We start from the raw sequence: 20,259 nt of genomic DNA, 5'->3' as shown, positions 1-20,259 counted from the left end.
AGCTCGGCCGACGGGTGGGCGTCGTGATCCAGACCGTGGACAGTGTGGCGCTGCTGCCGGCGTACCTGGCGGCCGGTACCGCCGTACTCGTGCTGCTGGCGGACCTGCTGCTGGCCCGGCGGGGCGCGACGGTGGCCGTCTTCGCGGCCGGGGCCGCCGCCACCGCCCTCGGTGCGGTGCTGGTCGGCGTCGCCGGACCGCGCCGGACGTTCTGCGCCGGCACCGACTGCTCCTATCTGGCGAACGGCCGGGCGGCGCTGGTCGGCTGCCTCTTCGCGCTGCTCACCCTCGGGGTGCTGGCGCTCTCCGTCCCGCTGCTCCGGTCCGGCCAGGTGCCGCCGGGGGAGTACTGCTTCCTGCTCGCCTGCTCGATGACCGGCGGCGTGGTACTCGGCGCGGCCGGCGACCTGATCACCCTGGTCGTGGCGCTGGAAACCCTGACCCTGCCGCTCTACGTGCTGGTCGGGCTCCGGCAGCGCAGTGTCGCCGGTGCCGAGGCGGCGCTCACCTTCTTCGTGGTGAGCGTGGTCGCCACCGCCGTCACCCTGCTCGGTGCGGCGCTGCTCTACGCGGTCACCGGGGCGGTGCACCTGAGTCGACTGGACGCGGTCTTCACCGCCGAGGCGAACCGGCCGGTGGCGCTCGGCGGCGGCGACTTCCCGACCGGGCCGGCGCTGCTGAGCCTGCCGCTGACCGTGGTCGCGGTGGCCCTGGTCGTGCTCGGGCTGGCTTTCAAGGTGGCGGCGGTGCCGTTCCACGCCTGGGCGCCGGCCACCTACGACGGCGCCCCGGTGCCGGTGGCGGCGTACCTGTCGACCGCGTCGAAGCTGGGCGGGGTGGTCGCGCTGCTCGCGGTCACCGCCGCCGCGCTGCCGGCGCGGCTGACCGGCCCGGTGCTGGCGGCGGTGGCGGTGCTGACGATGACCGTCGGCAACCTGGTGGCGCTCCGGCAGCGCCGGATGGTCCGGCTGCTGGCCTGGTCGTCGGTGGCCCAGGCCGGCTACATCCTGGCCCCGCTCGGCGCACTGGCGCTGGCCTCGGGGCGCAGTGCGGAGGCGGTCGACACGGCGGTCGCCGCCGCGGTGGCGTACACGGTCTTCTTCGTGCTGCTGGAGCTGGCCGCGTTCGGGGCGGTGGTGGCGCTGCGGCCGGCGGTCGCCGACGGCGGCGAGATCGCCGACTACCGGGGTGCGGCCCGGCGCCGGCCGTGGGTCGGGGCGGCGTTCGTGTTCGCCCTGGTCGGGCTGGCCGGGTTGCCGCCGGGGCTGGCCGGGCTGTTCGCCAAGATCACCGTCGTGCGGTCGCTGCTCGCCGGGGAGGCAGGCTGGCTCGCCGTGGTGGTGGCGCTGAACGCGGTGGTCGGACTCGCCTACTACGTACGGGTCGCCGCCACCCTCTACGCTCCCGAGCCGGCCGCCGACCGGGCCGGGGAAGCGGCTGCCGCACCCGTCGTGCCGGCCGCCGCCGATCCGGCCGCCCCGGTCCCGCCCGACGACGGCAGCCCGGTCCCGGCCGCCGAGCCGGCACGACCGGCCTGGGCGGTTGTCGCCGCGCTGGCCCTGGCCACCGCCGTCGCGGTGGTCGTCGGCTTCGCCCCACAGTTGATCCTGGACGTCGCCGCGCTGTGAGGTTCGTCCTCCGGGTGTGATTTCGGCCGCCTTCGGCCCTCGACATGGCCCTTTCCCAGGCAACTCTCAGTCATATCCGGATTGTGGAGAGGGTATCCCGGTGTTGTACCGGTCAGCGGGTCCACCGGCCCGCGCACCGAAGGAGTTATCGTGCATAGCCATCACAACCGGCTCAAGACAGCCGCGCTACTTGGCCTGCTCACCGCACTGATCCTCGGCGTCGGCTACTGGTTCGGCGGCAGCGGCGGTCTGGTGATCGCCGTCTTCGTGTCGCTGGCCCTGAACGCTGCCAGCTACTTCTGGTCGGACAAGCTCGCACTTCGCTCGATGCGGGCCCAACCGGTCACCGAGGCCGAATTCCCGGCGCTCTACCAGATGGTCCGGGAGCTGGCGACCGAGGCGAAGCAGCCGATGCCCCGGTTGTACGTAAGCCCGACCATGCAGCCCAACGCGTTCGCCACCGGGCGCAACCCGAAGAACGCGGCGGTCGCCGTGACCCAGGGCATCACGCAGATCCTGGACTACCGGGAGCTGCGGGGCGTCATCGGGCACGAGCTGTCCCACGTCTACAACCGGGACATCCTGATCTCCAGCGTGGCCGCCGGCCTGGCCGGCATCATCACCATGCTGGCCAACATCGCCTGGTTCATCCCGCTCGGCGGCGGGGACGACGAGGACTCGCCGAACCCGGCGGTACTGCTGCTGACGCTGATCCTCGGCCCGATCGCGGCCACCCTGATCCAGCTCGCCATCAGCCGTAACCGGGAGTTCCAGGCGGACGCCTCGGGTGCCGCGCTCACCCGCGACCCGCTGGCGCTGGCCAGCGCGCTTCGCAAGATCCACGCTGGCACCAAGGCGCTGCCGCTGCCGGCCGACAACCGGCTGACCAGCACCGCCCACCTGATGATCGACAACCCGTTCAAGGGTGGCGGCGTTGCGAACCTCTTCTCCACCCACCCGAAGATGGAGGAGCGGGTACGCCGCCTGGAGCGGATGGCGGCCACCAACGTCGGCCCGGTGCAGTACCAGCGCTGAGTAAGGAAGGGCCCCCGCTTATCGTTTTCTGTTGTAGAAGGGCCCCCTCCTAACACCTCCGGCCGAGGACCTGCGCCCACGGCATCGACGCCGAGCGGGCGCAGGTTCTCTGCTATGTGAGGTGCGCGTGCTGCGGTGGGACGTGACCGGCAGCGCACAGCCGGGAATCCGGTACTGCGGGACGCAGAGCTCAGGTTAGGGTCGGTTGGCTATCCGCTCGTTACACACGCCACCACCGACCCGCAAAGGGAGTTCCGCCGTGACCGCGCTGCGCCAGTACCTGGGAGTGTGGCGGATCCCTGGTGCACCGATGCTGCTCGTCTCCGGCATAGTCGGCCGGCTCGGCATCGGCATGACCCCGCTGGCGCTGCTGCTCGTCGTCGAGCAGGTCACCGGCCGGTATTCGCTCGCCGCCGTGGCCGGCGGCGTCTACGCGCTCGCCGGCGCCGCGGTCAGCCCGATCGCCGGCCGGATCGCCGACCGGGTCGGGCCGAGCCCGGTGCTGCTGGTCACCGGCGTGACACACCCGGTGGCCCTGGTCGGGCTGCTGCTGGCCAGCCGCGCCGGCTCGGACGCGCTGGCAGTGATCTTCGCCGCCTCGGCGGTGGCCGGCGCGACGTTCCCGCCGCTGACCGCCGCCATCCGGGGCGCCTGGAACGACCTCACCGACCCCGCCTCCGGCCGGTACGCCCTGCGCAACACCGCGCTCGCCGCCGAGACCACGCTCTTCGAGCTGGTCTTCGTGCTCGGCCCGCTGCTGGTCGCCGGGTTCGTGCTGGTCGCCGACGCCGGGGCGGCACTGCTCGGGGCCGCCGTGGTGACCCTGGTCGGCACCCTGACCGTGGCACTCGGCCGGGTGATGCGCGGCTGGCGGCCCCACCCGAGTGGCAGCCACGCCAAGGGACTCGGCCCGCTGCGGGTCGGCGGCTTCCCGGCCCTGCTGTTCTGCGTGGCCGGGCTCGGCATCGCGTTCGGCGCCGCCGGGGTGGCCGTGCCGGCGTACGCCTCCGCACACGACCCGGTCGACGCGGAGAGCGTGGCCGGGGTGCTGCTGGCGACCTGGGGGACCGGCAGCGCGATCGGCGGCCTCTGGTTCGGCACCCGCAAGCCGGCCCGGAACGCCGCACGGCAGTTCGCCCAGCTCCTCGGCCTGCTCGCGGCCACCTTCGCGGTCTTCGCGGTGATGCCGAACCCGATCGCGCTCGGCGTGGCCCTGGTCGTCGGTGGGGCCACCATCGCGCCCGCACTGACCGTGGAGAACACGATGGTCGGCCGGATCTCCCCGGTCAGCATGCTGAACGAGGCGTACACCTGGGTGGTCACCGTCGCGGTGGCGGCCAGCGCGGCCGGCGGCGCGGTGGCCGGAGTACTCGCCGACCAGGTCGGCGTACCGTGGGCCTTCGTCTTCGCCGGCGTGGCGGTGGCAGCCGCCGCGGTGGTCGCGGCGCTACCCACCGGTTCGATCGCCCGTGCCGAAGCCCTCGCCGAGGTACGCCTGGAGCAGGCACTCGCCACCGAAGGGTAACCGGGTGTCGGCGGTGCTGTTCGCGCAGTGACCGCTGTCGAACATCGAACCGGGTCGCTTCGGGTGCTACCGTCCGGAATGGTGGCCGAGGTCAGCGGTCACGTCCACCCAGCTTGACCTGGGAGATCGAGATGGCCGACAGCATCGGTGCGCGGATCCGCTACCGGCGTCTGCGGCGGGGCGGCATGACCCAGACGGTCCTGGCCGGGCTGGCCGGTGTCTCGCAGTCCTACATCTCGCAGGTGGAGGCCGGGCGGAGGGTCGTCGACCGGCGATCCACGCTTGTCGGCATCGCGGCCGCGCTCCAGGTGACCGTCGCGGACCTGCTCGACCAGCCGGGTGACCCCACCGACCCGGCCAAGGCGGGTGCTGCCGACGCGGTTCCGGCGATCTGGGCGGCCCTGATCGAGATCGAGGAAGGCGAGCGGCGTACGCCCAGCCACAGCATCGGCGAGCTGACCGCCGCGATCGAACAGAGTGCCGCGCTTCGCCTCCGTGCCAACCACGCCGCCATGGCACCACTGCTCCCCGGGCTGCTCCTGGACGCCGCAGGCTACGGCGGGACGATGCTCGCGCAGGTCGCGTACCAGACCTCGACGTGTCTGCGGCACATCGGCTATCGGCACCTGGCGCTCAATGCGGCGAAGGTTGCCCTGGCGGCGGCGCAGGAGACCGAGTCGCCGGCCTGGATCGGCGCGACCCGTTTCACCTGCACCCAGTCTCTGCCGATGGAGGCGCCCGAACTCGCCGCCCGGGTGGCCGACCGCGCCCTGGTCGATCTCCAGTCGACGGCTGCCGCCCAGGACGTCCGGCAGGTTCTCGGCCAACTCCACCTGGCCGCCGCGTTCACGTCGGCAGTGGCCGGCAGGCAGGACGACGCCCGGTCCCACCTGGCCGAGGCCGACCGGGAGGCGCTGGTCGCGTTCATCCGGGCCGAGCGCGCTGCGCCGCGGCTCTTCGCGATGAACCCGATAGCTCGCGATTCAGTGGTGGCGATGGTCCGGCGAGCACAGCGTCGATCCATCTCGGAGGATCTGCGCGTGTTGGCCCGCCGCTTCGGCATCGAAGTGTACGCATAACACCGCGTAATACGCCTCGCCGCTGCTCTCCGTAGCGTTCCTGTCACGGATGCGCGGTTCGAGGGAAGTCCCTTCGTTCGTCGAGCCGGGCGTCCGGCCGGTCGGGCCTGCCTTCTCCGAGGGTTGACCCGACCGGCGCCGACAACAGGTGGAGAGTGGCGCTCCTGATCGGGGATCCGGGGCGCCACGGTCGAAGGAGGCGTGGACGTTGACCAACTCGGAACAACACCAGGCGGACGAGCAGATCTTCGAGGCGCACGCCGGTGGCGGCCGGTGCGCGGAGTGTGCGCCTCGGGGCGGGTGCCTGGTGCTGCTCGCGGCGGTCCGTCGCCGGGTCGATTCCGGCCCGGTCGGGACGCGGTCCGGGCTGGTCCGGCTGTGCTGATCCGGATGCTGCGGCGCTGGGTGACGGTCCAGTGGCCGGTACCGGTCGAGTGCGCCTTCGCTCGGCTGGTCCTCGGCACGCACGCGCTGCGGAAGTGCGACCGGTGCGGGCCGGACGGCTGCCCGCTCCGGGCCTGGGCGATCGAGGTCCACCGTCGGGAGCACGCCGTCCGGGTGTTGCTCGGCGGGACGCTGCCGGCGGCGGTCACGGCTGGGGACGTACGCGCGGCTCTGGAGCGGGTCCAATGACCGCCGTGCCGGGCGGTGGTGCCGGACCGGCGGTCGACTGGGCCTGGGCGACGATCACCGCGCACGCCGAGGGTCGGGGCTGCGCCGGCTGCCGGGGCACGTGGTGTCCGACCGTCGAGTGGGCGTTGTGGCTGGTGGTTACGGACCGGCTGGTGACGCCCACCGGTCGGCAGGCACTGGTCACCGTCGTGGCCCGGCAGGTGATGACGGCACACTGGCCGCACCGTCGACGGCTGCCGACCGTGCGGCCTGCCCGACTGCGGCCGGATGGTGCTCGCCGGGACCTGGCTGGAGGTCGTCGGCGACGACGCCGTACCGGAGTCGGTCCGGATCCTCCGGCCTTCCGCCGTGCCGACCGAGGCCGACCTGCGTCGGCTCACCGGCATGGACGGGCCGAGTCGCCGGCCCGGCGGACCGCCGCGAGCAGCACCGACGCATGAGCGCGGAAACGCCCGCCCGACCAGCCGCCGCGAGCCGGCGCTGGCGGTCGGCGGGCGGGGCTGCGGGCAACCTGCTGGTACGAGCGCCGCCCGACCCGTGCCCCGCGCGATCATGGCGACGGGCGTCGCCGCTGGTCACGGGTGCGGATCGGGCGGGTGTCAGCTCTGCCTGGCAGCGGCAGCGCTCAGCAGACCGCTGGCGGGATGCTCTGCTCGTACTGGAAGACGTTGTGCGGGTCGTACTTCGCCTTGATCTTCCGTAGCCGGTCGAAGTTGTCCGCCCAGTAGGCGGTCTCCCACTCCTGCATCCCGATGTTCGGCACGTTGACATAGGCGCCGTCCACGTACGGCCGCAGTGCCTGGCTGAACTCGGCGATCCAGGCCTGCGCGACCGGGGTGAGCGGGTCGCCGCTGTCCGGCTCGCCACGAGTACCCCAGCCGGCGCCGGGCTCGGAATAGAAGAGTACGTCCCGGTGCGGGAATGCCGAGCCGCCGCGAGGTTCTCTTGTCTGCGCCCCGCTGCCGAAGGCCTGGGTGAAGAAATTGCTCTCCTCGGTCGGGGCATCCTCCATGAAGGCGCGGATGATGTCGATCGCCTTCCTCGGGAACGGCTCGACGGTGAACTGCGAGAAGAACTTCCAGTTCGCCGGCTCCTCATCGGTCGGGATCTGGAATCCGGCGTAGATCTCTCCCCAGTTCCCGATCTGCACCGTGACCTCGGGGGTGCCGATCGAGAGGATCGGCTCCAGCAGTTCCCTGGCCTCTTCCTCCGACCCCTCCGCGAGCACCGCGAACAACAGGATCTGGGATTTGTGGATCTCGACCTGGGTGCCGAGACGGTTGACGGCGAACGGCGCGCTGCGCTGCCAGGTGTCGAAGATCCCGTGCAGGTCGTCGAGGCCCTCCCAGGTCGCCTGGAGGTAAACGACGCTCCGCAGTGGAGTGACGTGGTAGGTGAGTGAGGTGACGATCCCGAAGTTGCCGTTACCCGCGCCACGGAGCGCCCAGAGCAGGTCCGAGCGGTGCCTGAGGTCGACCTCGACCGCCTTTGCGCCGTCGGCGCCCGAGGCGAGGACGATCTCCGCCCCGACGAGGTTGTCACAGGCCATGCCGAGGTAGCGGGTGAGGAAGCCGAAGCCGCCGCCGAGGGTCGCACCGGACAGCCCGACGCTGCCCTCGGTGCCGGTCGTCACCGCCAGGTCCTGCTCCCCGAGCGCGGTCACCGCCTCCAACTGGTTGAGCCCGGCGCCGACCTTCGCGGTGAGGGTGGCGGCGTCGATGTCGGTCGACTTCAGCTCGCTGACGTCGATCACGATGCCGTTGTCGACGTTCGACCAGCCCTCCAGGCTGTGCCGTCCGCTGCGTACCCGCAGCGCGACGTTGTTCTGCCGCGACCAGCTGAGGGCGTTGACCACGTCCTGGGTGTTCTGGGCGAAGACGATGACGAGCGGATAGTGGACGAAGAGTTCGTCCCAGCCGATACTCGCGCTCGGATAGTCGGGGTCACCGGGACGGACTATGCGGCCGGTCAACTCCGCTGGCGGGCTCTTCGCCATGGAAGATAGTTCCGGATCCTCGTTGGCGAAGCTGGGGGCGGCTCCGGAAACAATTCCCGGCAAGACGACGGCCCCGGCGCCGGCGGCGGCTGTCGCCCTGAGCAGTTGGCGGCGAGAAAGGTCGGGCATGGCGATATCCTCTCCATCGAGTTACGCCAGCGATCGACCAGGGAAACTCGTGCCCTCTATCTGGCGCGCGAAACCCACGGTAATACCCGTGATCTTTCGGGTACCTGAAACCTTGTCGCAGAACCCGGTCGGGTGACGCTGATTCACCTTCTGGGGTGCGACCAGGGGCGGTCGGTGCAAAGGTGCCCCGGCGGGCGGGTTCTGTGCGGCCGGGTTCTGCGCGGGGCGGCGGCGGTCGAGCGCCGCCCGCCGACTGCGCGGCCGTGCGCGCCGGGAGACCCTGCGGGCGGTCGCCACCGGGCCGCCTATTACTTGCCGGTAGCATATCGTCGACGTATCCGAAAACGCATACGCGCTGGCAACACCGCCCTGCCTTGACTGTAGGCGTGACCTACCGCGAAGCAGCACGGACGGCCGTCCACCGCACCCGATCGCCGGGGCCCTCGCCCGCGTCCTCGTCGGCTGTCCCGACCATGGGAATCACGATTTATGGATGTGGGCGGGACGAGGCAGATCTGTTCCGGGAGGTGGCACCCCGCTTCGGCGTGCTGCCCACCGTCACGGAGGCGGCCGTCTCCGAGGCCAACACCGAACTGGCCTTCGGAAACCGGTGCATCAGCGTCGGTCACAAGACGCGAATCACGAACTCCACCCTTCTCGCACTCGGGCGGGTCGGCGTGGCGTACATCTCCACGAGAAGCATCGGGTTCAACCACATCGACGTGAAGTATGCGGAGAGCCTCGGCATCTCCGTCGGAAATGTCGCCTACTCGCCGGACAGCGTGGCTGACTACACGCTGATGCTGATGCTTATGGCCGTGCGGAATGCGAAATCCACCATCCGTCGCGCGGACGTCCACGATTACAGACTGGATGGCGTACGCGGGAGAGAGCTGCGCGACCTGACCGTCGGGGTCATCGGAACCGGACGCATCGGCGCGGCGGTAGTAGCTAGACTCGAGGGTTTCGGCTGCCGAATACTGGCCTACGACAGCCGCCCGAAGATCTCCGCCGACTACGTCCCCCTGGACGAACTGTTGCGGCGAAGCGACATCGTGACGCTGCACACTCCGCTCAACGCGGGCACATACCATCTGCTGAATCGTCGACGTATCGCGCGGATGAAACGCGGGGCGTTCATCGTCAACACCGGACGCGGGTCGCTTCTGGACACCGAGGCCCTGGTTTCCGCTGTGGAGAGCGGCAGGTTGGGCGGCGCGGCGCTGGATGTCCTCGAAGGGGAGGAAGGAATCTTCTACGCCGACTGTCGAAACAAGGCCATTGACAGCGGGTCGTTGTTGCGACTGCAAGAGTTGCCGAACGTGGTCATCACTCCGCACACCGCCTACTACACGGACCACGCGCTGCGTGACACCGTCGAAAACTCCATCATCAATTGTCTGGAATTCGAGAACGGGGATCAGCATGGGTAGGTTGAGGATCGGGATCATCTTCGGCGGGTGCTCCGAAGAGCACCCCATCTCCGTCAAGTCCGCGCAGGAGGTCGCAAAGAATATCGACACCGAGAAGTACGAGCCGTTCTACGTCGGGATCACGACGAGCGGCGCCTGGAAGCTCTGTGCCGGCCCCAGCGCAGGGTGGGACGACGGCAGCTGCCGCCCGGCCGTGCTGTCACCGGACCGGAGCGTACGCGGACTGCTCGTCCTGGAGCAGGGGCGATACGAACCGATCAGTCTGGACCTGGTGCTGCCCGTGCTGCACGGCAAGCTCGGCGAGGATGGCGCGATGCAGGGGCTGTTGGAGCTTTCCGGCATCCCCTACGCGGGCTGTGACATCCAGAGTTCTGCCCTGTGCATGGACAAGTCCCTCACCTACCTCGTCGCCCGAAGCGCGGGAATCGCTACGCCGAACTTCTGGACCGTCATGGCGAACGAGAGTATCGATCCCGACCTGCTCCCCTATCCCGTCTTCGTGAAGCCGGCCCGTTCGGGGTCATCCTTCGGCGTCAGCAAGGTGTCCCGGAGTGAGGAGCTGCCGCGCGCTGTGGAGGCCGCAAGGCAGTACGACTCGAAGGTGTTGATCGAGGAGGCTGTCGCCGGCCGCGAGGTCGGATGCGCCGTGTTGGGAAACGATCTGGATCTGATGACCGGTGAGGTGGATCGCATCGCCCTGTCGCACGGCTTCTTCAGAATCCATCAGGAGAGCGAGCCTGAGAGTGGTTCCGACAACTCGACGGCGATCGTCCCCGCAGACATCTCGGCAGAATGGCGCTCGCTCGTGCAGGAGACAGCAAGGGCCGCGTACCGTGCTCTGGGATGCCGGGGGCTATCGCGCGTCGACATGTTCCTCAAGGAGGACGGAATGGTGGTTCTCAACGAGGTCAACACCTTTCCTGGCATGACCTCCTACAGTCGTTATCCGAGGATGATGGCGGCCGCAGGCATGCCGCTTGCCGAAGTGATCGACCGGATGGTGACGTTGACGTTGACCGGAAAAATGCGATGAAGGACGATTTTGTCTTCGTGGACGAGTTGGTGCCAGGCATACGTTGGGATGCCAAGTACGCCACCTGGGACAACTTTACCGGCAAACCGGTTGACGGATATCTGGCAAATCGGATCGTCGGAACGAAAGCCTTGTGCGCTGCGCTGGGCAGGGCGAGAGAGCAGGCCGAATTCCTTGGCTTCGGCCTGCTGCTCTGGGACGGCTATCGCCCACAACGGGCCGTAGACTGCTTCCTGCGCTGGTCGCAACAGCCCGAGGACGGCCGGACGAAGCAACGACACTACCCGAACATCGACAGGGCCGAGATGTTCGAGCGCGGGTATGTGGCGGCGAAATCGGGCCACAGCCGGGGCAGTACGGTCGACTTGACCCTCTATCACCTGGCAACCGGTGAACTTGCCCCAATGGGCGGTGACCACGATCTGATGGATCCGGTCTCACACCACGGAGCAGCGGGCATCACGCAGGTCGAAGCGGCGAACCGTCGTACCCTGTGCTCGATCATGGAGTCATGCGGTTTCGCTGCGTACGATCACGAGTGGTGGCACTACAACCTGAAAGACGAACCGTACCCGGACACCTATTTCGACTTTCCGATAGTCGAGCCGGCCAGGGGAGGCGGCACGGCACCGAAGCTACTTGTCGCAGCGGACAGCTTGGCGAAATGATCCGCACGTGGTGGGGTTCGGGCGAACGCGGAAGGTCATCCGCCGCTGGTCGGCGGCGCGGTGGGGAGTTGCACGGTGGCGCGGAGCCCGCCGTCCGGGCGGGCAGTGAGCGTGAGGGTCCCGTCGTGCGCCTGGACGATGCTCTTGACGATTGCCAGCCCGAGGCCGACACCTGCCTGGCCATCGCGGATCCGTCCGGTGCCCCGCTGGAACGGCTCGACAATCGTGGAGGCCAGTTGCGGGGAGAGCCTTTCGCCAGTGTTCTCGACGGTGAGCACCACAGCCCTGGAGCGAACGCTGGTCCTGACCCACACGGTGCCGTGTTCAGCCAGGTTGTGCACGATCGCGTTGTGCACGAGATTCGTGGTCATCTGCCGCAGGAGCGCGTGGGAGCCGCTCGTGAGGCTGATGTCGCCGGAGGTTTCGATGGTGAGGCCGCGCTTTTCGGCGAGCGGCAGAAGCGTCTCGACGGCCTCTTCGGCTACCAGGGAGAGGTCGACGTCCTCCCGGGTGAACGATCGTTGGTCGGCGCGACTGAGCAGGAGCAGTGCCTCGGTGAGGTCGATCGCCCGGCTGTTGACGAAGTGGAGACGGTCGACAAGCTCGTCGGCCTCGCGGTTCGGATCGTTGCGGGCCACGTCGAGAAGCGTCTGGGTAATCGCCAGCGGGGTGCGCAGCTCGTGGGAGGCGTTCGCGGAGAATCTCTGCTGCTCGGCACTGTGTGCCTCGAGCCGGCCGAGCATGGTGTCGAAGGCGTCGGCGAGTTCGCGGAACTCGTCCTGGCGGCCCTCCAGGTGGATGCGATGGGAGAGTGACCCGTTCGCGGCCAGGCGTGTGGCACTCGTGATGCGGGTCAGGGGCGCCAGCATGCTCCCGGCCAGGAGCCATCCGCCCAGGAGGCCGAAGACCAGCAGGAAGGCCAGCACCGCCGCTGCCTTCGGGGCGAAGGCGTCCACCAAATCGGAGCGGTCGGGTCCGGGGAAGGGGCGTGGATCACCTGGGATACGGTGACCGGGGGTGTAGATCTCCTCGGGTACGTAACGCAGCAGGAAGGCCCACACCACGGCGAGCAGCAGGCCACCCGCCAGCATGAGGAATCCCGCGTAGCTGAGGGTGAGTTTGAGTCGAACACTCAAACCAGGCGCCCTATCCACGATCCCCTCCCAGACGCCCGCTGCCGGACGCGGTGTCGATGCGGTAGCCGACGCCGGCCACGGTGGCGATGATCCAGGGCTCGCCGAGCCGCTTCCGCAGTGCCGAGACAGTAATGCGCACCGCATTGGTGAAAGGGTCGGCGTTCTCGTCCCACGCGCGCTCCAACAGTTCCTCGGCGCTGACCACACCGCCTTCGGCCGCGACGAGGACCTCGAGTACGGCGAACTGCTTCCTGGTCAGCGCGACGAATCGGCCGTCGCGGAAGACCTCACGGCGGAACGGGTCCAGACGCAGACCCGAGAGCTCCCGCACTGGCGGCCTGTTGTGCGCGCGCCTACGGTCGAGTGCTCTGAGCCTGAGCACGAGTTCTCGAAGCTCGAACGGCTTCGTGAGGTAGTCGTCGGCGCCGAGTTCGAACCCGGAGGCTTTGTCGTCGAGACGGTCGGCAGCGGTGAGCATCAGGATCGGCATCCCGCTGCCGGAAGCGACGATGCGTGCGGCGATATCGTCACCGGAGGGCCCGGGAATGTCGCGGTCGAGGACTGCGATGTCATAGGCGTTGATGCTCAACAGCTCCAGTGCGGAGTTGCCGTCACCGGCGATGTCCGCGGCAATCGCTTCCAGGCGCAACCCGTCACGGATGGCCTCTGCCAGATAGGGCTCGTCCTCGACGACCAGCACACGCATACACCCGATGCTACGAGCCGCAGCATATCGCTGGCATATCAGAAACCGCATACGTGTTGACAACACGCCGCTGTCTTGACTACCAGCATGACCGGCAGCGAACCAGCCCGAGCAGCAGGTGGCCGTCTCCGATCGCCGGCGTCCACGTCCCACCCGGCCGCGTCGACCGCGTCGACCGCGTCGACGGCGTCGACCGTCTCGGCGGCACTCGGCACGGCAGATGGCGCCGTTCCCGAGGGCGTGACGGTCTTCGATGACGAACTTCCGGCCGTGGCCAACCTCGACCCCGATCTGCTCGGTGCGCTACGCCGAGCTGCGACCGATGCCGCGGGCGACGGAGTCGAGTTCTGCGTCAACGGCGGCTGGCGCTCGCCGCAATACCAGGAGAACCTACTCCAAGGGGCCATCTCGAAGTACGGTTCGGCAAAGGAAGCCGCCCGATGGGTCGCCACAGCCGAAAAGTCTCTCCACGTGTCGGGGCACGCGATCGACATCGGGCACTCCGATGCCAGAGCGTGGTTGTCCAAACACGGCGCCGAGTACGGCCTCTGTCAGATCTATCGCAACGAACCGTGGCACTACGAGTTGCGCCCCGAGGCGATCGATCGCGGCTGCCCACCCATGTACGCCGATCCGTCTCATGATCCGAGGTTGCGGCAGTAGTCGGCGCGCTCGGCATCGCGATCACGCGAGGCGCTGTGACGCCTTGAGATGAGGATGTGTCAACTTCTGACCGAGGTTGATCCTGGTTGTGATCTCAGCCGGCCAGGTCCCGCAGGAAGCGGGACGATTTTCCTGCCTGGTCGGCGTATCCCAGGCGCTGATAGAACGTGTGCGCGTTCAGCCGTCGGTCTGCGCTGGTGACTTCCATCCGGAGGCACCCGTGGCTCGCGGCGAAGGATTCGGCCGCCGCGACAAGTTGGGAGCCGACACCCCGTCCGCGCACCCGGTCCGACACGACCAAGGCTACGATTCGGCCCGAGGCGCCATCGCGTTCGAAGAATGGGCAGACGTGGACGGCTATGACGCCGTGGGGATCGCCTTCGACGTCAGCCACGTAGGCCGCACTGGCCGGGTCGTCGACCCACGTCTGGATCCGGACCGCCGTCGTAGCCTGACCATCCTGGGGATAGCCCAGTTGTTCGAGCAACTGGTTGACGGCCTCGGCGTCAGCGCTGCGCGCCGGTCGTATCCGCATGCCGCGACCCTAGGCGCCGGAGCATATCGTCGGCGTACCGGAAAGACGCAGGCGCCGCCAGCACCACGCTGAATGGCTGTGCCGGTCGCGTGGGCCGACGGGAGATTCGGCGTCGACGCCGTCGACGCCGGGCCGCCGCTGGTCGTCGAGCACGTGAAGCGACGACGACCAGCGGTGCCGAGGCCGGTAAGGCGAGGTCGTCCGACGGGTACGAACCTGGTCGCCGTTACCGGTAGTTGGTGAACTGGAGGGCGACGCCGAAGTCCTCGCTCTTGAGTAGGGAGATCACGGTCTGGAGGTCGTCCTTCTTCTTCCCGGTCACCCGGAGCTGGTCACCCTGGATCTGCGCCTGTACGCCCTTCGGCCCCTCGTCGCGGATCTTCTTGCTGATCGCCTTGGCCTTGTCGGAGTCGATGCCCTGGATGATCTTGCAGTCGATCTTGTGGACCTTGCCCGACGGCCGTACCTCCCCGGCGTCCAAGGATTTGAGCGATATGTTCCGCTTGACCAGTTTCTCCTTGAAGACCTCCAGGGCCGCCTTGACCCGCTCCTCCGTCTCGGCCTGGAGGCTGACCCCCTCCTCGCCCGACCACGAGATGTCGGCGCCGGTGCCCCGGAAGTCGAAGCGGGTGGAGAGCTCCTTCTCGGTCTGCCGGAGGGCGTTGTCGATCTCCTGCCGGTCGACCTTGCTGACGATGTCGAACGACGGGTTGGCTGCCATGAGTTCGCTCCTGCTGTGGACGACATGTGGTGTACCGGGCCGCCGCGCGGCGGTACGACATGCCGACGGTACCCGGTTGCGCGGTGGCCCGATGTAACCGCTATCCTTGCTTCCGCTGCCGCGTTCGGCGTGGCGGCACGCCCTGGCGGGTTGCCCGAGCGGCCAATGGGAGCGGACTGTAAATCCGTCGCGAAAGCTACAGAGGTTCGAATCCTCTACCCGCCACCAGGTGCGAAAGCGGCCCCTGACCAGCGCAAACGCCGGTCAGGGGCCGTTTCGTCATGTCCAGCCGTGTCCAGCTATCACCGGCCCTTCACGGCCGTTCACGGGGAATACGCGGGGAAATTCTTACCATGATCACCCGTCGTCGTCCGAGGTCATCGCCTCCTCGATCCGCCGTCGCGCGGCCCGGTCTTGTCCCACGATGCACTTCGCGTACACCCGTAGGAGAACGGCCACGCTGTGCCCGGCCCACTCGGCGACCTGTGTCGCGGGTACCCCCGCGTTCAGCCACGTCGACACAGCCGCGTGACGCAGGTCGTACGGCACCCGGGCCAGGGGTGACCGGTACTCGGCCGGGGTGAGCGCGTAGGCGCGCGCCCGGTGCCACACTCCGAGGTAGGTCGAGTCCCCGATCGACCCGCCACGCGGCCCGACGAACAGCCGCCCATCCGACGCCGTGCCGAAGTGGTCGAGGTGGCAATGCAGGATCTCCACCAGTTCGGGGTGCGCCGGTACCGGTCGGGTGTCATCGGCGGCCCGATGCTTGAGGCCGCGACGTTCCCGGGACAGTCCGCTGTCCGTCCAGGCCGTACCGGTCCGGGGTGACGAATTGCCTAACAGCAGTTCGCCCCACCCGTTCGACGGTAGTTCTGCGATATTCTCTTCCCGGAAGTCGAGCGCTTCACTTGGCCGTAGTGCGGCGTAGTACATGAGCGCGAACATTGCCACGATCCGACTCGCTACGCCCGGTTGCACTGCGACGGCCGTGAGCAGCGTTCGGGCGCGTCGCCGGTCGACCACCACCCGGCGGTCTACCGATTCCGTTGCCTTGGGTGCCTTCCAGGCCACCCGTCCCATCGGGTTGTCGGTCAGTAGACCCAACTCGACCGCGTACTCAAGCGCGTTGTACAGGATCGCGCGCTTTCTCGCGATGGTCTTCGCGGATGCCGCCTGACCATCCAATCGTACGGCCAGCGTGTCCAGTGCCCGGCGCACCAATTCGGGGCCGCGCGTACGGTCTTCCAGATCGGTAAGCGCAATCGTGTTGCGCTCCAACCATCGCAGCGTCGAGACAAGGTCGGCCGGCGGCTGACCGGACTTTCGGCGTGGTGGAATGAATGCCCACCCGTACAACGCTCGCCGGATATCCTCCGCCGGAGGTCGGCCGCGATCGGTTGCCAACAGGGCAGGTGTGACGGTGGCGAGTGATTCGGCGATGCCGGTCCGCGACTTCGGGGCCGCGCTCGGCCACTTCATGTCGGTGTACTGGCAGGCGTGCTGATACCAGGGACGACGTTGCGCTTCACGGAGCATCGGCGCGGGTAGCCCAGTGGCCTTGTCGAACGCGGCGCCGCGTTGGATGTAATTCAGCAGCTTCGCGCGGAACGCGTGCGCCAGGTTGCGACTGGCGAACGTTCGTTGATTCTCCTTTCCAGCGACTACCCATCGCACGGTGTAGGTCGTGCGTCGCTTGCCCGAGTTGGGACGCAGGTCCCATATCCGAACGCTGTGGGAGTAGCGCGATTCTTCGGTATCGTCAAGTCCGGTCATGCGGCCTCCTCAAGGCTTTCCAGCCACCTGTCAAGGTCTGTGCGCCTCACCCGGATTTCGCCATTCGGTAGCTTGATGCACCGGGGTGCTTTTCCGGTCTGACGCCAGTAGTAGAAGGTCGATCGTGATACCTGTAGCTCGGCGATCACCTCCGCAATGGTGAGAGAGGACGGCTGTCGGTCCTGTCGGCGTGGCATAGGGACGACGCTCACGGCACTTCTCCTCTGCCGGTATGTCGTGGGGCCTGAGACGCGTTGTGGGCGCCTTTCGGCTGGCATCGGTCTGTTGTGGTAGGTGGGGGTGGCATTTCGACAGAAGGTCTCTGGTTGGCCCGCTGAGAGCCCCGTAGACACAAGATCTCCGGTGGGTCGGTACCCGTTGATAGGGCAAACCGTCTGAGGGCTTCTCAGCGGGCCGAATTTAAGATGATCGGGAAGGAGTCGCCCCGATACCTCGGTCGGTGTGGAGCCGGGGGTAGCCGTCCCAGCCGTCCCAGCCGTCCCGGGGCTGGTCAGGGCTGGGACGGCTTGTTGGGTGGGACGGCTTAAGCCGTCCCAGCGGTGGTGTTCGTGTCGGCTGGTTGGGACGGCTCAAGCCGTCCCAACGAAAGAAGCCGTCCCGGGGTTGAGCTGGGAAGGGACGGCTGGGACGGCTGGGACGGCTTACCCCCGGGTACCTTGTCCGGGCCTGGGCAGTAGCGCTGCCACGCATCGGCGAAGTCGGCTCGGTAGTAGCCCTTGACCTGCCCATATTCGGCGAACGGCCCCGGCGCAAATCGAATGTTGGATGATCGGATGTCGTACTCACGTAGCAGCAGACCGAGCTTCATCGCAGTGAGCCCGGTTCCGCCGTACTCGGCCCACGGCGCCTCTGCGTCGGCTTTGAGCCGCTCCAGCAGGACAGCGGAGGGCATGGCATCGGCACCCCGAAACGCGGTGCGACAGTCGGCCAGTAGCCGGATGCGGTCCGATGGTGGGGTGCTGCCGTCCCGTTCGGCGGTCAGCGTTTCGCATGCGCGGCGTGCCCGGTCGGGCCATGTCCCGCCGGCCAGGTCGGCAACGGCTACGAGGGGTTCCCATGTGTCGGCGGCTCGGTCCTCAACTGGCATGAACGGGGTGGCTGCCGACAGTTCGGGCAGGTGAGCGCTAAGCCACTGGTTGAGTCGTTCGGCCAGCGCCCGGAGCGCTGGGCCGTCACGTCGTTCCCGGTACGGGGCGACCTTTTCACCGGGCGCCCGGCGGCGCATCCTGACGACTACGGCTCGGTCTTCGATGGTGTCGGGCATGGCGCCGATGCCTGCCAGCGCGGCCATGGCGAACGTGGCGATCTTCTCTAGCCGTTGGTTGGCGGCGTCCCACCGGATCGTTGGCCGGTTGCGCTGGTGGCCGGCGTTGAGCAGGCCGCGTAGATCCTCGTTGCCGTCCGCGCTGGCGCCAAAGATGGTGTCTGCCTCGTCCAGCAGGATCGTCGGCGGGTTGTCGGTGCCCACGGACCGATAGACGGCGGCCGGGCTGGCGTTAACGGTGATCAGCGGGTTGTGGCAGGTGCCTTCCACCACGTCGAGTAGCCGGGACTTGCCGCACCGCTTCTCCGGTGCCCGGATCACCAGCCGTGGGGCGTGTGCCCATGCCGGTTGCGCGTGGCTGGCGGCGACCCACAGCGTGACGGCGTCGACTGCTTCCGGGGACGGCAGGATCACGTATCGGGTGATCGCGGCGTGTACCGCGTCGAGAATGACGGCGCCCGGTTCGGTTGGTGCGGGGTTTGGGCTGGTCATGCGGCTACTCCGTTCTGTGCGGGGCGCGCGGCTGCAAGCACTCCGGCCCGCCACCGCAGGGCGTAGGGCAGGCAGTTCGCGCAGTTCTTGTGCCGGCCAGCGCGCACGCATTCGGGTAGTGCGGGCCGACGAAGTTTGCGGGCCACGTCAGACCAGGCCATCGAGTCGGCCGAGGTCAGTAGGTGTCCGTGCTCGATCAGTCCGAGAGTCTTGAACCCGAACCCGTGTAGTCGACGTACGCCCCTGATGTGCAGAGCGCGCAGGATTACGCCGGCTTCCCGGGTGCCTTGCCGGCGGCACACTGACCCAAGTCCGACCAGCGGCATCGTGGTCAGATCCACCCCGAGCATCGACCAATACAGGTCGACACAGCGGAGGTAGTCGTCCCTCTCCCAACCCTGAACGACCGGGACGATCGGCAGGTCCGGAGCAAGGTCACGCAGCTGTGCGAAGTTCGCCACCGTGCGGCGTTGATGCTCGGCCACCGACAATCGGGTGCCGACGAACCACTGTCCGGCAGCTACCCCGCCGTTGATGACGATCGGCTCACACATCCAGTCCTGCGGGGCGGCCCACAACATCCGGCCGGTCTCGTCACGGTAGCGCCGTAGCCGAGCCACGTATTCGATCGGTCCGACGGTCCACCGGCCGTACTTCTGCAACTCGGTGAACCCGCCGGAATCGCATGCCCACGGCGCAGCTGCGCGAGGCAGCGTCTTGTAGACCCGTAGCCGCCGGTCGGAGACGAACAGCGGCACCCCGGCCCGGCCCCGGTTCAACCAACCCGGTTGATGGGTGCCGAGCATGAACAACGGCCCGGTCATGCGGCTACTCCCTCGGCTTGGAACCCGCCACGTACGGCGGCGCGGATATCCCGGTCGGTCTGCTCGGCGGCCCGGCCCGCCTCGGCGAGTGCGGTCCACGCGTCGGCGGGGGTGAGTGCCCCGGCGGCGACCATGCGGGCTACGCCTCGGGCGGCGCCGTAGAGCGTGGTGCGGCGTCGTCCTTCGGGGGCGCGGCGGACCGCGTCTAGGTGTGCAGCCAGGAGTGCGGTCGGGGATGAGATGCCCCCCGCTTCGCGGGTGATCGGCTGGTGCGGCCGGGTCGCGGGTGTCAGGTCGGCGGGTGGGGTGAGCACGGCCGCGCGAAGCGCGGGGGGCATCTCCTCCACCGACCCGTGACGTGCCCACCGGTACGGGCGGCCGGTGTCCGGATGGATCGAGGGCGGGGCGACGACGTACCCGCCGTCGGCCTTGATGTCGATCCCGGTTCGGCCGGGCAGCGGCCGGGACAGCACCGGGGTTCCGGGGTGCCGGTAGTACAGGTGCCAGCCGCCGGAACCGGTCGCCACGGCGGCGGTAGGCGGCATCAGAGCCGGCACGAGTCGGCCGCCGTGCCTGGGGTCGATGTCAACCACCACGAGGCCGGACACGGCACCGGTCCGCACCGCGAGAAGCCCGGACGGGTGCGCGGTCAGCATCGCGGCGATGCGGTCGGGATCGCGGGTGGCGGCGTAGAAGCCGTGACAGGTCAGGCACGGGCAGGCTTCCCGGTCATGGTCGGTGCCGACGGTTCGGCAGGCCGGGCAGTTGGCCATGGGCCGTTTCGACCTGCCGAGTAGGAACACCGGCCAGCCGCGGGCGGCGTAGTCGAGAGCTGTGGTTAGGCGGTTGTCGGGCATGCGGGTATCGCCTCCCCTTCATCGGTCGTTGCCGGCGGTGCGGGGGTGGGGTTGGGTTTGGCTGGCCACCGCCGCGTAGCGGCGGGGTGGTGAGTCGCCGCGTAGCGG

The 20,259-nt window shown here is 68.5% G+C and carries 19 protein-coding genes, 1 tRNA gene and 1 pseudogene; 11 read left to right on the top strand and 10 right to left on the bottom strand.

The window, feature by feature from the left end; all coding sequences use genetic code 11:
- Positions 1–23: 23 nt before the first annotated feature.
- The 6 genes from O7626_RS29625 (at position 24) to O7626_RS29600 (ending at position 5,900) form a co-directional block, all read left to right on the top strand.
- A complete protein-coding gene (locus tag O7626_RS29625) occupies positions 24–1,628 on the top strand; it encodes a proton-conducting transporter membrane subunit (protein ID WP_278064328.1) in 1,605 nt (534 codons plus the stop codon).
- 150 nt (positions 1,629–1,778) lie between these two features.
- Complete coding sequence (htpX, locus tag O7626_RS29620; protein WP_278064327.1) at positions 1,779–2,663, top strand: zinc metalloprotease HtpX; 885 nt, start codon at positions 1,779–1,781, stop codon at positions 2,661–2,663.
- Positions 2,664–2,922: 259 nt separating this feature from the next.
- The gene (locus O7626_RS29615) at positions 2,923–4,188 is read left to right on the top strand and encodes an MFS transporter (RefSeq protein ID WP_278064326.1); all 1,266 of its coding nucleotides are present in this window, start codon (positions 2,923–2,925) and stop codon (positions 4,186–4,188) included.
- Between the two features lie 131 nt (positions 4,189–4,319).
- A complete protein-coding gene (locus tag O7626_RS29610) occupies positions 4,320–5,267 on the top strand; it encodes a helix-turn-helix transcriptional regulator (protein WP_278064325.1) in 948 nt (315 codons plus the stop codon).
- Positions 5,268–5,475: 208 nt separating this feature from the next.
- The gene (locus tag O7626_RS29605) at positions 5,476–5,652 is read left to right on the top strand and encodes a hypothetical protein (RefSeq protein ID WP_278064324.1); all 177 of its coding nucleotides are present in this window, start codon (positions 5,476–5,478) and stop codon (positions 5,650–5,652) included.
- A gap of 5 nt (positions 5,653–5,657) precedes the next feature.
- Positions 5,658–5,900 carry a hypothetical protein gene (locus O7626_RS29600; RefSeq protein ID WP_278064323.1) on the top strand — a complete coding sequence of 81 codons (243 nt, stop codon included), beginning with the start codon at positions 5,658–5,660 and terminating at the stop codon, positions 5,898–5,900.
- A gap of 625 nt (positions 5,901–6,525) precedes the next feature.
- Here the strand turns inward: O7626_RS29600 and O7626_RS29595 are convergent.
- Positions 6,526–8,025, bottom strand: a complete 1,500-nt coding sequence (locus O7626_RS29595; RefSeq protein ID WP_278064322.1) for an FAD-binding oxidoreductase — start codon at positions 8,023–8,025, stop codon at positions 6,526–6,528.
- Between the two features lie 473 nt (positions 8,026–8,498).
- On the opposite strand from O7626_RS29595, the gene vanH reads away from it, so the two are divergent.
- The 3 genes and pseudogenes from vanH to vanX form a co-directional block, all read left to right on the top strand.
- A complete protein-coding gene (vanH, locus tag O7626_RS29590; protein ID WP_278066371.1) occupies positions 8,499–9,458 on the top strand; it encodes a D-lactate dehydrogenase VanH in 960 nt (319 codons plus the stop codon).
- On the top strand, positions 9,451–10,491 hold the full coding sequence (vanA, locus tag O7626_RS29585) for a D-alanine--(R)-lactate ligase (protein WP_278064321.1): 1,041 nt from the start codon (positions 9,451–9,453) through the stop codon (positions 10,489–10,491). Before vanH ends, vanA begins: the two co-directional genes overlap by 8 nt.
- Positions 10,488–11,090, top strand: a pseudogene (gene vanX, locus O7626_RS29580) (D-Ala-D-Ala dipeptidase VanX); the annotation flags it as partial. The gene vanA and the pseudogene vanX, both read left to right, overlap by 4 nt.
- Before the next feature lie 104 nt (positions 11,091–11,194).
- On the opposite strand, the gene O7626_RS29575 reads toward vanX, so the two are convergent.
- Positions 11,195–12,295, bottom strand: a complete 1,101-nt coding sequence (locus tag O7626_RS29575; RefSeq protein WP_278064320.1) for a HAMP domain-containing sensor histidine kinase — start codon at positions 12,293–12,295, stop codon at positions 11,195–11,197.
- Positions 12,296–12,305: 10 nt separating this feature from the next.
- Positions 12,306–13,001: a response regulator transcription factor gene (locus tag O7626_RS29570; protein ID WP_278064319.1), complete on the bottom strand. Its 696-nt coding sequence runs from the start codon at positions 12,999–13,001 to the stop codon at positions 12,306–12,308.
- 87 nt (positions 13,002–13,088) lie between these two features.
- Here O7626_RS29570 and O7626_RS29565 point away from each other — a divergent pair, with 87 nt between their 5' ends.
- Positions 13,089–13,664, top strand: coding sequence for a M15 family metallopeptidase (locus O7626_RS29565; RefSeq protein WP_278064318.1), 576 nt, complete (start codon positions 13,089–13,091; stop codon positions 13,662–13,664).
- A 94-nt stretch (positions 13,665–13,758) separates the two neighbouring features.
- On the opposite strand, the gene O7626_RS29560 is transcribed toward O7626_RS29565, so the two are convergent.
- Positions 13,759–14,199, bottom strand: a complete 441-nt coding sequence (locus tag O7626_RS29560) for a GNAT family N-acetyltransferase (RefSeq protein ID WP_278064317.1) — start codon at positions 14,197–14,199, stop codon at positions 13,759–13,761.
- Positions 14,200–14,425: 226 nt separating this feature from the next.
- Positions 14,426–14,920 (bottom strand): YajQ family cyclic di-GMP-binding protein, encoded by a 495-nt coding sequence (locus O7626_RS29555; protein ID WP_278064316.1) that lies wholly within the window; start codon positions 14,918–14,920, stop codon positions 14,426–14,428.
- Between the two features lie 144 nt (positions 14,921–15,064).
- Between O7626_RS29555 and O7626_RS29550 the strand changes: the two genes are divergently transcribed.
- Positions 15,065–15,148 (top strand) — tRNA-Tyr (locus O7626_RS29550).
- Positions 15,149–15,277: 129 nt separating this feature from the next.
- Here the strand turns inward: O7626_RS29550 and O7626_RS29545 are convergent.
- The 5 genes from O7626_RS29545 to O7626_RS29525 all read right to left on the bottom strand — a co-directional run bounded on the left by O7626_RS29545 (position 15,278) and on the right by O7626_RS29525 (position 20,151).
- Positions 15,278–16,693, bottom strand: a complete 1,416-nt coding sequence (locus tag O7626_RS29545; protein ID WP_278064315.1) for an integrase — start codon at positions 16,691–16,693, stop codon at positions 15,278–15,280.
- Complete coding sequence (locus O7626_RS29540) at positions 16,690–16,890, bottom strand: helix-turn-helix domain-containing protein (RefSeq protein ID WP_278066370.1); 201 nt, start codon at positions 16,888–16,890, stop codon at positions 16,690–16,692. The genes O7626_RS29545 and O7626_RS29540 overlap by 4 nt, the downstream gene beginning before the upstream one ends.
- 347 nt (positions 16,891–17,237) lie before the next feature.
- Entirely contained in the window at positions 17,238–18,470 is a 1,233-nt protein-coding gene (locus tag O7626_RS29535) for a DUF3631 domain-containing protein (RefSeq protein WP_278064314.1), read from the bottom strand.
- A complete protein-coding gene (locus tag O7626_RS29530; protein WP_278064313.1) occupies positions 18,467–19,294 on the bottom strand; it encodes a hypothetical protein in 828 nt (275 codons plus the stop codon). The genes O7626_RS29535 and O7626_RS29530 overlap by 4 nt, the downstream gene beginning before the upstream one ends.
- Positions 19,291–20,151, bottom strand: a complete 861-nt coding sequence (locus O7626_RS29525; RefSeq protein WP_278064312.1) for a bifunctional DNA primase/polymerase — start codon at positions 20,149–20,151, stop codon at positions 19,291–19,293. The genes O7626_RS29530 and O7626_RS29525 overlap by 4 nt, the downstream gene beginning before the upstream one ends.
- Positions 20,152–20,259: the final 108 nt, after the last annotated feature.

It is taken from the genome of Micromonospora sp. WMMD1102 (assembly GCF_029626265.1).
GTDB lineage: Bacteria > Actinomycetota > Actinomycetes > Mycobacteriales > Micromonosporaceae > Plantactinospora.
This window is presented reverse-complemented; position numbering and strand designations above follow the sequence as displayed.